Consider the following 15,961-nt stretch of genomic DNA (forward strand, 5'->3'; position numbering starts at 1 on the left):
AACGAATGCCGTCCCCCGACCAAGTCAATCTAAGTCGGAAGACGGCTGTTTCACGGATTTACTCTACAGTCTGAGGTCGAACAAACGGCTTTTTTTGTACCTTCTTATGAAAGTTCCTCTATCAGGCGACTTTAGAGGTGACAGGTGTACCCGTCTTATCACTCGGACGGTAAAACAAGGCCAACAGCACAAACCCGAGCAGAGTAAAGGCGAGGAAATAAAACATACTACCGCCGCCCCAATATTGGATCAGGGTGCCGCCAATATACGGTCCTACCATGCTGCCAACACTGAAGTGCGCCGTGGCAATAGCGTTAGCCTGCGGCAGACGGGAGGCCGGCAAGATATCGGACAAAAAGGCCAGTCCTAATGAAAAGAGCGACCCGATCAACCCTCCGGTCAGCGCGAACAATACCAGAAGCATGGTCGGCCGACCCATAAAAAACGGGACAAGGCTCATACCGACAGCACCCAGTGTACAAACGGTCATCAAAACCTGCTTGCGACCGAACCGGTCACTCAAAATGCCGAGCGGAATTTGAAACAACAAACTCCCCCAAACAAACGCGCTCAACAACGCGGAAATCCATGCCGTAGAGAGTCCTTCACGTAAACCGTACACCGGAAAACTCCCAGAGAGACACGCTTCCAAAAAACCGTATAAAATAGCAGGACACAAAGCAACCAAGCCCAACCGATAAATTTCTCCCAATTGAGCCCGCTCCCTATGTTCCTTTTTCTCCGTCGGAGGAGCACCTGCTTCCAGCATCATGGTCAATGCCAACACGACAGCAAGCAACACCCCCATCACGACAAACGGGACCCATTGGCCAAACGACAATAAATTCATCCCCAACGGCCCCAATCCGAATCCAAGACCGTAGGACAAACCGTACTGGGAGATGCGCCGCCCGCGAATTCCGGACGGGCAAGTGGAGGTGATCCATAATCCAGTCGCGTAATGCAACATGCTATCACCGGAACCGACCATAAAACGAAGAAACACCCAAGCCATCATACTCGTCGTCAACGGAAACAGGAAAAATGCCACTGTCGTCATCACAATACCCGTCACGATTACTTTGCGGTAACCCCATCGGGGCACCAACCAACCGCTGATCGGGGCAAACAACAGGATTCCCAGATAAAGCGCTGCTGTATTTAACCCGTTGATGCTGGAACTCACCCCTTGCTGCTCCAACAGTGTCGACAACAGCGGGATGAGCAACCCTTGCGTGAAACCGGCGGCCATCACGATCGCCACCAGGATGCGAAACCGTTTTTCCGACCACGACTGCACCATGACTCTCCCACTCCATCCTATTTTCTTTCTTTTCCATTTATCAAGGGAGAGTATAGCGCACGGAAAAACCGGGCTTCAAGCAACTGCGTTAAAGGAGCAATACAGTAGGATAGCGCAGAAAGTGGACTGTCTATCAGCAGAAAAAGGGCGTGTCTGGTCAAATCATCATCGATCCGGATGTGCTCTCGTTCCTGAATTGCCTCCTCTTGGATCGACGAATCACCAGTCACGCCCTGATCAAATCACGCGGGCACGAATACCAATTGCAAAATGAACAGAACCATAAACACGTACATCAATGGATGAACTTCCCGGAATTGCCCGCGGACGATCTTCAGCAACGGATACGCGATGAACCCGAACGCGATTCCCGTCGCGATGCTGAACGTCAAAGGCATACTCAACATGACGATAAAAGCGGGAAACGCCTCATCAAATTGATCCCAACGAACTTTGGCCAACCCGGCCATCATAAAGCACCCGACGATGATCAGCGACGGTGCTGTGATCGCCGGCAAACCTGCTACCGCTTCCACCAACGGTTCAAAAAAGAGCGTCCCCAGCATCAACAAGCTGATCACCACGGCGGTGAACCCGGTGCGACCGCCCGTGGCAACACCTGTGGAGGATTCGATGTAGGCACTGGTCGGCGTTGTGCCCATCACTGCACCGGCGGACATCCCGATCGCATCCGCCAACAGCGCTTGCTTCATACGGGGGAATGTACCGTTTTTCATCAATCCCGCTTGTTCGGCCACGCCGATCATCGTACCCGTCGTGTCAAACAACGTCACCAACAAGAATGAGAAGATCACCGCATACAGACCATGATGGAACACTTCAGGCAACGTAGCGACGGCCTTACCAAATGTCGGCGCCATACTGGGCGGAGCAGAAACCCAGTGTGCCGGCATTTTCATCAAGCCGAATGCCCAGCCGACGACAGCAGTCAACACCATGCCGATAAACAGGGCCCCTTTGACGCGCAATGTCATCAGGACCAATGTTGCAAACAGTCCAAACAAACTCAGGATTGTCAGAGGATGGCGGAAATCACCCAGACCAACCAAATTGACTTCATTATTAACGATAATACCTGCAGATTTCAGCCCGATAAACGCGATAAACAGACCAATTCCGGCAGAGATGCCGTGTTTCAGACCGTCAGGAATAGCCCGGATCAACCCTTCACGGAACTGGGTGAGGCTCAACAGCAGGAACAAAATGCCCGCCACCAAAATCGCGCCCAATCCCACTTGCCAGCTGACACCGTGATGTCCCACTACGCTGAAAGCAAAATAGGCATTCATCCCCATCCCCGGCGCGATAGCGATCGGATAGTTGGCGAAAAACCCCATAATCAAAGTACTCAGCACGGTCGACAGCACCGTAGCCACAAACACGGCGCCAAAATCCATACCGGCTTTTTGCAGAATCGCCGGGTTGACCACCACGATATACACCATCGTCAAAAAAGTGGTGAGACCCGCGAGGACTTCCGTTCGGACATTGGTTCCCTTCTCCTCGAACCCGAAAAATTTGTCCATAATACCCCTCCTGATAGCATAAAAAACGAACATTTATACCAACAACAACTATAATAATCGGTTTTTTGAGTGAAAGCAAGAAATCACAACAATAAAAAAGGCCCATTTTCAGTATGGGCCAAATAAAACGTTTTCACTCTGAAAATAGGGAGCTCCTCGTTTACGCTCCCCTTTGAAACAGCTTGCTGGCGGCTTGTTCGATGACCTTTTCGTAATACAACTCCACCACCAGATCATATTTTTCTTCCAATGCAGGTAACTCTTCTTCCGTTGCCTTCATCATGGCTTCCTCTAATCCGCTCAGCATATCCTTCAACTCTTCCGCGGTATGGTTTGCCAGATCATTTTTGACGGTCTGCATCCAAACTCCCCCTTTTTTTCCTTCTACACTTGTACCCAATCCTCATTTGGAAAAAACCTCTTTTTTCGTCATATTGAAGTAAATGACGACAAACATCGGAAAATCGACACCCTCGCAATATCTTCCGTTACACGATTGTTACAAAGATGAACCCAACCTTACAAGTGGGTTACAAATCGCCTGATTTCAACAAAATCTTTTTTCCCTGCGCTATAATGTAAACAACGATGCGAGGAACGGAAAAATATGATCTCATTTGGAGGTGTATCACCATGAATGGTGTCATCGGAATCATGAATGCAACTGCGATCAGTTTGCCGCTGTGGATGTTGCTGATCCTCTCTTTGCGAATGTTCCTGTAAACACCACCCTATGGTGATGAAATAGATTTTTACCCTTCTCTTCAACCTTTGCTCGATCCGATCCAATCCAACCCCCAAAAAAACACTCGATCCCATTTGGAGATCGAGTGTTTTTATTGTGACTTGCTCCACACGGCTGAAGCACCAGAGGCACTCCCTTAGGTCGCCGTGAGCTTCTCGCTTCATCTGGGTGGCAACCCACATCCATCCACGATGGCTTCGTCCAAGCCTGAGTGTGATTTTAGTTTAACGAGTTTTCGCTCGTATAGTAGTTTTAAGTGTTCTCGCACTTAAGTAGATTGTACCAAAATTCGGGCTAGGTTTTCCCGCTCGCTCTTTATAAAATAAGCCGCATCTCCGCTGTTTTGTGGAAATGCGGCCTTCAGGTTTTATTGGGAGGAGATTGATCAGGTTCAGTGGGCTGCTTCTTCGCCCAACTTTTCCTGCGCTTGGTTCAGCTGATTTTCCAGTTGGGTGATCAGTTTGCCCAACTGATCAAAATTGGGGCTTGAAGACGTCAATTGCTGAGCAATCGCCTGACCGCTCTGCTGGATGCTATTAGCCAGCTGTGCATCCTTTTGGGCCAGGATGCCGCGCACTTGGTCATAATTGGTGGAAAGCTCACCCAATTCAACCTTGATTTTGTCCACGTTTTTCTCGTGATAGAATTCTTTAATCTCCGCCAGCTCTTGCATGATCTTGCCCATGCGGCCTTCATGCATGTGCAGGCGGTTTTCATACCCTTTGTACACCATCAGCATGTGCATGCCGTGTGTGGAGTGCGGGCCGATGTGACAATGTACCGGCCAGATGCCAGGGTTGTTGGCAGTCAGAACCAAGTCGTATCGTTCTCCCGGTCCGATCGTGATGGTGTCTTTCGTCAGCGGTTTCGTCAACGGCCGCCCGTCACTGGCGATCACTTGGAAATGATGTCCGTGTGTGTGAATCACGTGAACGTCGGAACCCGCATTGATCAAACGGATCAAGTATTTTCCACCTTTTTTCACCTGAACCGGCGGGATGGCCGGATCGATTTTGCCGTTGATGGTGAAGAACTTCGGTTTGCGGTCCACTGTATCGTAATCGCCGCCATCCAGATGTTCGTGTTCCGCTTCAGTTCCGACGTATTTGCCGGCTTCTGTTCCTTCCGCCAAGCTCAACTTGGGATCGCGTTCACTCAACATCCAGACGAATTCCCCGTCATAATGCGGCTTCTTTTTCGGCTCTACGATGAAAGCGCCGTACAGTCCCATCTCCGGATGGCGGTCCGGCTCCACATGGCAATGGTAGAAATAAGTTCCCGGTGCCGGGGCATCAAACTCATACGTATAAGTGCCGTTTTGCTCCACTTCTTTTTGGCTGACGCCCGGCGTACCATCACCTTGGAAGCTATTGTCCACACCGTGGAAATGGATCGTATGCGGCTCTTTTTGCCGGTTGTGGAAAATGACTTTGACATGATCCCCTTCTGTCACTCGCAATTCAGGACCAGGAACGGTAGCGGGAGAAGCAGGTTGATTCTTTTTGGGGTCCCACAACCCAAAACCCCAGGAATAAAGCGTTTTGCCGGGAGCCAATTCCTGATTGACATCCGCGGCATATAGATGAAATACCTTGGTCGGCTTTTTCGCCTGATGGTCAGTTGCTTTGGACGCACCCGCAGAACACCCTGTCACCACCCAGGCAAGCAGGGCGATCATCATCGCCGTTCGTTTCCACCACATCTGTGTTCCCTCCGTACCAACTCATGATAACGCTATTAATCGTAATTGATAATCATTCTCATGTCAACCCATTTTGCCCTCCAAATAATTGGTATCTACTTGTTTCTTCGCAAGCTTTTCTATTCCAAACTCAACACTTGCGTGTGGAAATCGGTATAATATAATTGATAATCAAAATAGACTATCCAAAGATGGGGGGATCCGGTATGTATCATCTGACGGTTTATGATCAAGACGGAAACAAACTGCACGATACCCCATTGGAAGCCGATCATGATTTGGAAGCCCGGATCAAAGGAATGGAATGGCTCAAACAGCATCACTATGAAAAACACCCACACCGGATCTTTCACACATCCGGGCGACTGATTGCATTTCAAAGTCACAAGGGAAAGATTACGGGATAAACCAGTCGATTCAAGATAAACCGCTGATCAGCGGTTATTTTTCTGTCAAAATAAAAAATTTTCCCTATTTAGAGAGAAGTTAGTGAAGAAGTGAGAAATAGCATTGAAATCATAAAAGCATGCAAATCACATGTCAATTTTTTCGAACGGAGGAGTTGACTGGTTGGAAAACCTCGCGAAGGTAAGGGATCTTCCGTGAAGCGAAAGCTCATAACCGCTGGCTTGGGCATCGCAGTCATCTTGCTCTTGGCCATTTTGGAATATACGGGAATCATTTGGCATAACGAATGGTTTGCAAGGCAATATGAAGTAAAAGGGCTGGACGTCTCCCATCATCAAGGAAAGATCGACTGGCGCAAGGTAAAAGAGGAAAAGGAATATGATTTCGTTTACATCAAAGCGACTGAAGGGAAAGATTTCGTCGATGACCGTTTCCGCTACAATTGGAACGAAGCAAAGCGCCAGGGGATCATGGTCGGTGCTTATCATTTCTTTTCGATGAGAAGTTCAGGAGAAAAGCAGGCGCTTCATTTCATCCGAATCGTTCCGAAAGAGAAAGACAGCTTGCCGCCAGTCATCGATGTGGAAATCCATCTCGGTCACAATCGGGAACGCGTCAAAAAGGAACTGAGGACCATGGCCACCCGGCTGCGGCAACATTACGACAAACAGCCGATCCTCTATGTCACCTATGATACCTACAACACCTATATCAGGGGTGATTTTCAGGATTGTCGCATCTGGATCCGGGATATTCTCAAACCGCCCTCGCTGGATGAACGGTCTTGGTCCCTGTGGCAGTATTCCAACCGTGGCCGAGTTGACGGTATCCCCACCTATGTGGATATTAACGCCTTCTACGGAGATATCAACGCGTTTCGACGGGAAATGGCGAGATGAGAAAATCTGTAAGTCCTCTCCGTTTTAGGAGGAAGAAGGCACCAGGTTGTTGACAAAGTCACGCGACTCTTATTTCCCGTCTCCGCTCCGTGGCGACAGCCTGAGTCGCTCGACGGGAAATAGGAGTCGCTCCCACATTCGCATCGGGGTTTACACTTTTGTCAGCGGACTCGCCCACTCTTTCCTTAAGCCAACGGCCATTCCGTAGCGGGCGCACGACATGCATGATGCTCGCAAACGTATACGGTGGCCCGTCCGTCCACTGTATGTTGTTCCTTGGTAAAAGGCGCGATCGTGTCCAGTGTCTCCGTCGGTTCCCCTTCCGGCTTGAATAACAGCACCGCATCCGGCAGATATGTCCGGTGCGCTTGTTGAATCATTTGGCGGGTATCTTCTGCATCTTTTTTGCCCACGATCACGATTTCCTTGGTGGGACCGAGGGCCCATTGCACCGCCGTCAGAAAGAAAGAGTGAGCGATCGGCGCATGTTTCACAGTTTCCCCAAAAGCGCGCAACTGGCGTTCTGCTTGGCTTTCCCACTCTGGATCCCCTGTCATCCGGGCTAATCGGATCAGGTTGCAGGCGGCCACCGAATTGCCGGACGGCAGGGCTCCGTCATAAACCTCCTTGGGACGGGTGAGCAGCTGTTCCGCGTCCCGTCCGTAGAAGAACAACCCGCCTTTCTTCTCATCCGCAAACAAATCCAGCATCTGATGGGTCAGCTCGATCGCTTTTTCCAAGTGAGACACATCCAATCCAGCCTCGTACAGCTCGAGCAATCCCCACGTAAGATAGGCATAATCGTCCACATACGCAAGATAGGCCGCCTCACCGTCGCGGTATCGGGCCATCAAACGGCCGTCTTCCCGGCGTAAATGCTGCCAGATGAACGACACCGCCTTTTCCGCTGCAGCAATATAGCGCTCGTCTCCCAACACGCGACCGCCATGGGCCAGTGCCGCGATCATCAGACCGTTCCATGAGGTGAGAATCTTGTCGTCCTTGTGCGGATGAAACCGCTTCTCCCGCACCTCAAACAGTTGTTTCCGCGCTTCGCTCATTTTCCGTTCCAATTCATGCAGCGTCATCCCTTTGCGTGTAGCAATCGTTTCCCAAGAGACATCGAGGAGGTTGAGAATGTTTTTGCCCTCGAAGTTTCCTTCCTGCGTCACCCCGTAGCACTCGGCAAACAATTCTCCGTCCGCTTCGCCCAATATGTCCTGGATTTCTTCCGACGTCCACACATAGAATTTGCCTTCCTCTCCTTCCGAGTCGGCATCCTCTGCCGAATAGAAGCCACCCTCGAGATCGGTCATGTCCCGTAAGACGTAGGTAAAAATCTCCCGCGCCACCTGTGCGTAGAGCTCCTTGCCCGTCGCCTGGTACGCCTCCAGATAGGCCAACGCCAGCAAGGCGTTGTCATACAGCATCTTCTCAAAATGCGGGACCAGCCATCGTTCATCCACTGAATACCGGGCAAACCCGTACCCCAGATGATCGTAGATACCACCCCGGTGCATCATCGTCAGCGTCCGTTCCACCATCTCCAACGCGTGCCGGTTTCCTGTCTGTTTCCAATAGCGCAACAAAAAGAGGAAATCGTGCGGACGCGGAAACTTGGGCGCATCACCGAACCCGCCCCAACGCGGATCGAATTGAGAACGAAACTGTTCAAACGCCCGGTCCAACACTTCCTCTGTTAATTCGCCTTCCGCCACGGGGTCCAGATTCTTCTCTAGCAATTCCGTAATCTTATCCCCGGCCCGTAACATATTGGACCGGTCCTGCTTCCAAACCAATGCGATCCGTTGCAGGATCTCCATTAAACCACGGCGACCGTACCGCGACTCTTTGGGAAAATACGTCCCGGCAAAAAACGGCTTCTTGTCCGGTGTCATGATGATCGTCAGCGGCCACCCACCATGGCCGGTGATCGCTTGGCACACAGTCATGTAAATGTGATCCACATCGGGGCGCTCCTCCCGATCCACCTTTATCGAGACGAAGTCCCGGTTGAGCACCTCCGCTACTTCCGGGTCTTCGAACGATTCTCTCTCCATCACATGACACCAATGACAAGTACTGTAGCCGATGGAGAGGAAAACCGGCTTGTCCTCCCGCTTGGCCTTCTCAAATGCTTCATCCCCCCACGGGTACCAATCGACCGGGTTGTATGCGTGTTGGAGAAGGTAAGGGGATTTTTCGTTGATCAGGCGGTTGGGTTTTCGTTTCATCAATATTTCATCCACCTTTCATATGGATGACTAACTTGCGGGTTACAGGTTTTATACACAATGGTCCCTTACATGAAATTTATGATTATCTCCAGTCTATCCTCTGTTGTTCTCTTCCAAACAATGTGATCCATTACTGGTTTATATGATTCATTGAGTTCGGTATCAATTTGCTTCGGTCTTTTACAGATAAAGCCGCCTGAAAGCCCACGGTTTCAATCGTGGGATGAAAGGCGGTGTTACTCGGCATCCCCTTTTGGGGATGGCAAGAGCAACCAATTTGCTGTATAATCGAACATATGAGCGGTGCTCATCCCACTGGTAGTGGGTTTGTTCCTGTGTACGTCATGGTATGAGGTTCCAGTGGCGAACTAATCTCTCCCACTGGGTAAAACCATGAGAGTGAGAAAAAGGAACTAGCGTACTGGTAACAGGTACGCCGCCCATGTGGGTACATGTGCCCGGTCGCACAGAACCATATGGGACGGGGTGATGACACACCCCTAGCTTGAGGGTTGCCCGAAACAGAAATGGACTGAGGGCGTTAACCACTCAAGAATCCCACGCTTTTGCCGTGTGGAGTGTCAACAGGAGCGCCATTATAGACTTTTCGATAAACTTCTCTAACCTCCAAATCTTATTTGTTAAGTATAGTTCAATAACGTGTTTCAGGGAGAATTTCCGTTAGAGGCCTTTTGTTTTAGATAATCCCACCATAACATAAAAGCGAGGCACAAAAAAGCGAGGCTTCACTCACCTCGCTCAAGCCATTTCCTGCTCGATGATCTTTTCCAACTCTTCCTTGCTTCGTATCCCCTGAACTACTTTTTTTCCTATACATAAGTGGGTACCGCGTGAATGTCGGCTTCTTCGTAAGCATGCCGAAGGGCGACCAGATGGGCTTCCCAGTATTTGCCCGTTTCCAACGCGTTTTGAAAATCAGCGGCATCCAAACCCACTTCCCCTGCCAATTTTGACAATACATCAATCTCCCCGATATTTTGCCCCTCTTGGAAAAACGCCGTGAATATCCGTTGATGGTACGCATCGGCTACTCCATGTGCTTTGGCATATTGGAGTCCTTCCATTGCCAAACGCGTATAAGGATGCGGGGAAAACGGCGGCAGCTTCATTTCTACTCCCCATTTTTCAGCATAGGGACGGATCACGGTCTTCCAGCCTTCCAATTTGCCCGGTTCCTTCCATGGATCTATAGGAGGGTTCGGGTAGGGACGCAATTCAAACGGCATCCATTCCACTTTCACCTCTTTTCCTTTGACGGCTTCCCTCAGCTGGGATTCCCCCAAAAAACAAAAAGGACAGACATAATCAAAATACGCTTTTATTGTAAGCGACATATTGGATTCTCCTTCATCCTCGCTTCCATGCATGCAAGGATATTGTGGTACCATATCATTTAATTGAAAATTGAACGTTTGTCGACATCCTGCTTAAAAACAATTGACTTACTATTTATTACCGGCTTATCATAAATATGTTACTGAAATTAGTCTGTCCTGTCAACGAACGGATTGGTGTGATCTGTCGCACCGGTTATTGTAGAACTCTCTTTTGAATTGCGATCCAATCACAGAAAGGAGTCGTGAAAGCGATATATGGATGCCGTCAATACAAAACCACAGACGTTGACACCCTCACATCGTTTTGGGTTGGCTGCTATCCTTGGCATGTTGACTGCACTTGGACCTTTGTCTATTGATATGTACTTGCCTGCATTACCCGCTCTCGCCAACGATTTGCACACCAGTACCTCCCTTGCCCAGCTCAGTTTGACTGCTTGCTTGTTGGGATTGGCGTTCGGACAACTGTTGATGGGACCGATCAGTGATATCAACGGGCGCCGCACCCCATTGATCACATCACTGGTTGTCTACGCTACCTCTTCAATCCTGTGCGTGTTGGTCCCCTCGATCTGGGCACTTATTCTCCTTCGTTTCGCCCAAGGGATGACGGGATCCGGTGGTATTGTGATCGCGCGTGCCATCGTGCGTGATCTCTACTCAGGTTCTGAGATTGCCAGATTTTTCTCTCTTTTGATGCTGGTCAACGGGTTGGCACCCATCTTGGCCCCGGTGATCGGTGGGCAGTTGTTGCGCATCACCTCCTGGCACGGGGTGTTTCTGGTACTGGGGATTATAAGTATCGCCATCCTTCTGACTGTTGCCTTCAAATTGCCTGAAACTCTGCCCAGCCAATATCGTTCGGAGGGAAGCTTGAAACAGACGCTTTCCACCTACCGCGGCCTGATCAAAGACCGTGCCTTTATGGGATATGCGTGGTCACAAGGTCTGGTGATGGCCGCTATGTTTGCGTATATATCGGGATCACCGTTTGTTCTGCAAAATATCTTTGGCGTGTCCCCACAAGGATTCAGTCTGTTTTTTGCCGCCAACGCGTTCGGGCTCATCCTCGCCAGTCAAATCACCGGTCGACTGGTAGGTCGTATCAGTGAAACCAAATTACTCACCGTCGGGATTGTATACGCCGCAATTGGGGGAACCGCCCTGCTTACGGCAATTCTGCTAGGAGTGGGACTGATCGGTATAATACCGTCCCTGTTCGTGGTCGTATCGAGCGTCGGGATTGTCGTAACCACCTGCTTTTCACTGGCTATGCAAAATCAGGCGCGATCGGCCGGCAGTGCCTCAGCTCTGCTGGGAGTGATTCCCTTTGTGATTGGGGCGACGGTCGCACCTTTAGTCGGTGTCGGTGGTAGTGACACCGCGGTTCCGATGGGGATCGTCATCGCTGTCTGCGACATCGGGGCTCTACTGAGTTTCTTCTTATTGGTGAGACGGTGACTTGCTTCACACGGTTAAAGCACCAGAGGCACCCCCTCTGGTCGCCGTGGGCTTCTCGCTTCATCCGGCGTGGCAACCCACATCCATCCAACCAAAAAAGCTTCGTCCAATCCTGGAAAAGGTTTCGTTTTTATTGTCCGTATCTCGGTTCGAACGTATCCCATCGCTTGATGCAGGATATTTCCTACGGCATTGACAACTCTGTCTGCCACATATCCGCATAAGCAACGGTGGGTACGTTCTTTTCATGTCTTCTTTAGCGTTACCGAACAACCCCTGGGTGTCTCTCGCAGCACCAGGTGTTCGGAAAGAAAACCAAAAGAAAGGAGATTCAAGTATTCCCCTTAGGGAGAAAAATTTTCTATCTTTCCAGAAAATCCTCTTACCAGCAAGACGAACGGCATCGACTGAAACTTTTTTCATTTACTTTCGAACGAGAAGGGGTTATATGACAGTTCCTCCCTCCATCTCCCATGCCTCATCAAAAATATATCGCTCTATCACTTTTTTTAACTCACCCTATTTCCAAATAGTGAAAGTTCATGTATGATAGTAGTGATCAGAGAATGGAATCAAAGGGGTGTCCTGCGTGAGCGAATTTGATATCCTTCAAATTGGTTCCTTGATTCGGAAAGTTCGGAAAGAAAGCGGTCTCCGTTTGGAAGATATAGCAGACGAAAACATCTCCCCCGCCACAGTCAGCAATATCGAACGCGGTGTTCCCCACGTCAGCATGGATAAGGTGATGTACCTTCTTGAGAAATTGGGCCTCACTATGGATGATATTCCTCAAATCCTGGAAAGCGAAGAGAATGAGTTGGATCGGCTGAAACTACGCTTGTTGTCGATTGAATCAATGTTGGATTACGCCGATCCCAACGAATTGCTCAGCCTTTTGAACGACCTTCAATTGAGCGATGATCACAAATACGCTGCACATGTTCATTACCTAAGAGGAAAATGCTACACAAAAAAGCCTGATTGGAAAAAGGCAGAAAAATGTTTTTTGAATGCGATCCGTCTATCTGCAACGAATTCATATGGAAGAAAAGATAACATTGAAGCTCGTAGTTTCAATGATCTTGGAATCTGTTATTATTTTCAAAACGATTTGATTCAAGCACTACAATACACAGAAAATGCAGCTGATGCTTTCAACGAAGATGGAGAATTTAAACAGTTGAAGCATGTTATCAACTGCAACAGAGCACGCTATCTTGAAAAACTCGGTCGATTTGGCGAAGCCATGAAAGTTGTGAACGAATCATGGAGATATCTCCATGAAATGGATAATCATACCGCTCTTCATTTTTATGATATCCGTGTTATTCTTTTGAAGCGATCCAAAATGTATGATGAAGCTATTCAATATGCTAAAGAAGGGATCGAGCTAGCAAGGCTTAACAGCGATAACATTTCTTTATTTTATCTCTGGAAATCATTGGGTAGCACTTACCTATCAATGAATGAATTGTATAATGCAGAAATTTGCTTTAAATCGGCATTAACAATTGGTTGCCCGCAATCAAAGAACAGCTTGGTTGAGGCATATACTAAATTGTCTATTGTTTATATTAAACAAAAAAATTGGATTAAAGCAAAAGAGTTGCTTGACAAAGCTGAATTATTGGCCAAAGCAGCAAACGTAGTACCTGCTTTCTTTGTTTACTTAGTATCTGGTGATTTTTATAAAGAACAGAGTAACTCAGTAAAAGCGATTGAATTATATGAAAAAGCATTGGATCTGGCTAGGAAATACAATCAAAAAAGATTGGAACATAAAGTTCTCTTCCGTCTCGCTCAGCTCAAAAAAAACGAGAACAAAGAGGAATTTGCAGCCTATTTAGAAAATATGTATGAAGTAGCAGTTACTTTGGAGAAGGAAATGAGTGATGGAGGAGATTATGGTGACATTCTATAAGTTCCTATCCACCGTTGTTTTTGTATTGCTACTTTCCCTACACGGTATCCATTTTTTGGATCAACTAGATTACAAAAGCATTCCGCACAAAGAAGCTAAAGTAATCGGTATCAAACTTGATTCCGATCCAAGACCTGCTATCAAACTTGATTCTGATCCAAGACCTGCCAGGATTTAGTTTACCCCCTCACTAGAGGGGTTTTTTTGTAATCAAGTGTACCATTATTGCCTCCTTTGAGGTGATGGATAAGTAGTCCCGGACATTGCTCAAATTGGACACCTTGATGATTTCTACGTTAGTGTCGTCCGAATCGTTGGTGCGGATGGGGACGCTTCCTCTTTAATACCAAGTCCTGAGGTGCCGGTTTGCACACATAGCTTGGCACAACATTTGAGTGTCTCAAACATATCGTTTGGACCAATCGCCGTCTTCCACTCGTTCTCCCAATTCCCTCCCGCTTCCATTCCAAAAATAGCACCACGCCTGTTCCTCCCTGCCATCAGCCGTCATGGCGATAACAACTTTGCGCAGATATAGACTGCCGGACTCGTCATGGGGATCGTAATCCTCCCAATCATCCAGCGCAACCATCACTCTGTCGTATACATCCTGTGCGATATGGATCAACTCTCCCTTCACCTCGCCGTCTCCCGGCACCAGACAGGGCCAGGGAAGCGAAACATGCGCATAGAGGGACCCACGTACACGGGCCGGTGTTTCTTTTACTGTCTTCCCTTTCAACAGACGGTCATAATGGATACTTCCTGGACGCAGAGAACCGTAAACAAAGATGGGCAATCTATGCATGCTTGATCCCCCTCTTGCATTGGGAAAAAAGTAGGTTTTCTCTTCTACCTCTAATTGGTATATTAAAGATACCTACTGTGAATTTTCAAACAATAATTCCCCACGGCATCGATATCCCAAATACCCGCACCCAACCTCACAGTGGGAATCCGATTCTCATGAGGTATCCCATGCGAACATTTGTGATGCTCATCTTCCTTTGTTGTTCCGTTTATGCCATCCTTTTTCCCTTACCCGTCGCCGATGCGAACGGCGGTCCCATCTACACCACTCAGCAAAACGGTCGTTTCGGTGGTTTGCAGTTTGATCCGGATTCCAACGTCCGCCTTGTTTCTGAACAAGTCCATTATACTCTTCATGAGAACGGGGACCAATGGTGGACCATGAAACCTGCAGATGTAGAGGTCCGGTACCAACTGCTGAATGAAAGCGGTCAAGCAAAACGGTTCACGATGTTGTTCGTCACACCGAGGTTCGGTTTTGAGCCGGAGGAAATCGTGAAACGTCTTCAGGCCATGCATCATTTCAAGGTGACCGTGAACGGGCAACCCCTTCCGCTGAAACCTGCGATGGCCGTGACGATTCGCAACTGGCGGGCAAAGATCGTCGATCCGGTTCGCGATCCCATCGATAACCGACCCCTGCTCGGGAAAGGGGCCAGTTCTATAACGATAAACGGCATCAAAATCCCACTACAGATCCGAAAGGGTGAAACCCTCACCATCCATTTCCGTTACACGATTTCCGGAGGATATTACGATCGGGATGTTGTTCACCCTGTCTTTTCGCAAAGGTATATACTCACCCCCGCGGACTTCTGGTCTGGTGAACCGTTGGTTCACTTGCGTGTGACCATGCCGTCCCACTATGTCCTCCATTCCAACATCCCGCTGAAACCGACCGGGAGCGGCCGATATGAAGCGAAGTTGAACCGATTGCCGAAAAAGGAATGGGTATTGTCCTACGCTGATCCCGAGGGGTTGTGGTGGGGTACCAACCGATTATGGCTGAACCATGTCATATGGAGCACCGTCATCTGGGGGATAGCGTGGCTGATCCTGCGATGGGGGATGCGAAGTCATCCTGTCCTCCCGTATCTCGCTTATCTGGTTCCCTTGTCGCTGGGGCCCTGGCAAATCCGTAAAATCATGGGGTATCCGTTGGACCCCATCATACTCCCGCTATTCTATGCTTTTCTGTTGGCCGGAGTGTTTTTCCTGCATCGCACGTTGCGCTCCCGTCTTTCGCAACGTCGGGTGAGTCAAAACCAAACGGTGAATTGATAAAGGGAAAAAGGCCATAGAACCATCCGGATGGGCACCGGCTCCTAGGGGGACATCTTACCATTTCGGAAAAACGTACGTTTAGGATATATTAGAAAAATGGGGGAGCGCGAGGGGGCTGTAATCCCCCTCAATTTATTGAGGGGATACACGGACCCCCTCGCATTTTTTATAGATTGACAATTCCGTTATATTGGTATTATCATAATGGTATTAAAAAAGGGTCTTGGAAGTCAACAGGATCAGCAGTTTATAACCTAAATTATCATTTTGTATGGTCTACCAAATA

At 48.8% G+C, this 15,961-nt stretch carries 11 protein-coding genes and 1 pseudogene; 5 read left to right on the top strand and 7 right to left on the bottom strand.

The features are described 5' to 3' along the window. Positions 1 to 121: 121 nt before the first annotated feature. The 4 genes from NWF35_RS00370 to NWF35_RS00385 form a co-directional block, all read right to left on the bottom strand. Positions 122 to 1,303 carry an MFS transporter gene (locus NWF35_RS00370; protein ID WP_363321516.1) on the bottom strand — a complete coding sequence of 394 codons (1,182 nt, stop codon included), beginning with the start codon at positions 1,301 to 1,303 and terminating at the stop codon, positions 122 to 124. Between the two features lie 242 nt (positions 1,304 to 1,545). Continuing rightward, the gene (locus tag NWF35_RS00375) at positions 1,546 to 2,850 is read right to left on the bottom strand and encodes an NCS2 family permease (protein WP_301237130.1); all 1,305 of its coding nucleotides are present in this window, start codon (positions 2,848 to 2,850) and stop codon (positions 1,546 to 1,548) included. A 160-nt stretch (positions 2,851 to 3,010) separates the two neighbouring features. After that, complete coding sequence (locus NWF35_RS00380; protein ID WP_301237131.1) at positions 3,011 to 3,211, bottom strand: hypothetical protein; 201 nt, start codon at positions 3,209 to 3,211, stop codon at positions 3,011 to 3,013. A gap of 775 nt (positions 3,212 to 3,986) precedes the next feature. After that, positions 3,987 to 5,297, bottom strand: coding sequence for a multicopper oxidase family protein (locus NWF35_RS00385; RefSeq protein ID WP_301237132.1), 1,311 nt, complete (start codon positions 5,295 to 5,297; stop codon positions 3,987 to 3,989). Between the two features lie 206 nt (positions 5,298 to 5,503). Between NWF35_RS00385 and NWF35_RS00390 the strand changes: the two genes are divergently transcribed. Together NWF35_RS00390 and NWF35_RS00395 are read left to right on the top strand one after the other, a co-directional pair. Beyond that, positions 5,504 to 5,704, top strand: coding sequence for a YhzD family protein (locus NWF35_RS00390; protein WP_301237133.1), 201 nt, complete (start codon positions 5,504 to 5,506; stop codon positions 5,702 to 5,704). Positions 5,705 to 5,899: 195 nt separating this feature from the next. Further along, on the top strand, positions 5,900 to 6,604 hold the full coding sequence (locus tag NWF35_RS00395; RefSeq protein WP_301237134.1) for a glycoside hydrolase family 25 protein: 705 nt from the start codon (positions 5,900 to 5,902) through the stop codon (positions 6,602 to 6,604). A gap of 185 nt (positions 6,605 to 6,789) precedes the next feature. Here NWF35_RS00395 and NWF35_RS00400 read toward each other — a convergent pair whose 3' ends face one another. Together NWF35_RS00400 and NWF35_RS00405 are read right to left on the bottom strand one after the other, a co-directional pair. Beyond that, the gene (locus NWF35_RS00400) at positions 6,790 to 8,838 is read right to left on the bottom strand and encodes a thioredoxin domain-containing protein (protein ID WP_301237135.1); all 2,049 of its coding nucleotides are present in this window, start codon (positions 8,836 to 8,838) and stop codon (positions 6,790 to 6,792) included. A 762-nt stretch (positions 8,839 to 9,600) separates the two neighbouring features. After that, positions 9,601 to 10,196, bottom strand: a pseudogene (locus NWF35_RS00405) (DsbA family oxidoreductase). Between the two features lie 258 nt (positions 10,197 to 10,454). Here NWF35_RS00405 and NWF35_RS00410 point away from each other — a divergent pair. Together NWF35_RS00410 and NWF35_RS00415 are read left to right on the top strand one after the other, a co-directional pair. Then, a complete protein-coding gene (locus NWF35_RS00410; RefSeq protein WP_301237136.1) occupies positions 10,455 to 11,660 on the top strand; it encodes a multidrug effflux MFS transporter in 1,206 nt (401 codons plus the stop codon). Between the two features lie 589 nt (positions 11,661 to 12,249). After that, on the top strand, positions 12,250 to 13,581 hold the full coding sequence (locus NWF35_RS00415) for a tetratricopeptide repeat protein (RefSeq protein ID WP_301237137.1): 1,332 nt from the start codon (positions 12,250 to 12,252) through the stop codon (positions 13,579 to 13,581). Between the two features lie 400 nt (positions 13,582 to 13,981). Here NWF35_RS00415 and NWF35_RS00420 read toward each other — a convergent pair whose 3' ends face one another. Further along, positions 13,982 to 14,389, bottom strand: a complete 408-nt coding sequence (locus NWF35_RS00420) for a gamma-glutamylcyclotransferase family protein (protein WP_301237138.1) — start codon at positions 14,387 to 14,389, stop codon at positions 13,982 to 13,984. A 170-nt stretch (positions 14,390 to 14,559) separates the two neighbouring features. Between NWF35_RS00420 and NWF35_RS00425 the strand changes: the two genes are divergently transcribed. Further along, entirely contained in the window at positions 14,560 to 15,672 is a 1,113-nt protein-coding gene (locus NWF35_RS00425) for a hypothetical protein (RefSeq protein WP_301237139.1), read from the top strand. The last annotated feature ends 289 nt before the right edge of the window (positions 15,673 to 15,961 follow it).

The organism is Polycladomyces subterraneus (assembly GCF_030433435.1).
In the GTDB taxonomy this organism is placed as follows: Bacteria; Bacillota; Bacilli; order Thermoactinomycetales; family JIR-001; genus Polycladomyces; species Polycladomyces subterraneus.

Excerpts from the sequence above, each read along its gene's own strand:
- NWF35_RS00385 (WP_301237132.1), bottom strand. The coding sequence starts at position 5,297 with ATGTGGTGGAAACGAACGGCGATGATGATCGCCCTGCTTGCCTGGGTG.
- NWF35_RS00390 (WP_301237133.1), top strand. The coding sequence starts at position 5,504 with ATGTATCATCTGACGGTTTATGATCAAGACGGAAACAAACTGCACGAT.
- NWF35_RS00420 (WP_301237138.1), bottom strand. The coding sequence starts at position 14,389 with ATGCATAGATTGCCCATCTTTGTTTACGGTTCTCTGCGTCCAGGAAGT.
- NWF35_RS00410 (WP_301237136.1), top strand. The coding sequence starts at position 10,455 with ATGGATGCCGTCAATACAAAACCACAGACGTTGACACCCTCACATCGT.
- NWF35_RS00370 (WP_363321516.1), bottom strand. The coding sequence starts at position 1,303 with ATGGTGCAGTCGTGGTCGGAAAAACGGTTTCGCATCCTGGTGGCGATC.
- NWF35_RS00380 (WP_301237131.1), bottom strand. The coding sequence starts at position 3,211 with ATGCAGACCGTCAAAAATGATCTGGCAAACCATACCGCGGAAGAGTTG.
- NWF35_RS00400 (WP_301237135.1), bottom strand. The coding sequence starts at position 8,838 with ATGAAACGAAAACCCAACCGCCTGATCAACGAAAAATCCCCTTACCTT.
- NWF35_RS00375 (WP_301237130.1), bottom strand. The coding sequence starts at position 2,850 with ATGGACAAATTTTTCGGGTTCGAGGAGAAGGGAACCAATGTCCGAACG.
- NWF35_RS00425 (WP_301237139.1), top strand. The coding sequence starts at position 14,560 with ATGCGAACATTTGTGATGCTCATCTTCCTTTGTTGTTCCGTTTATGCC.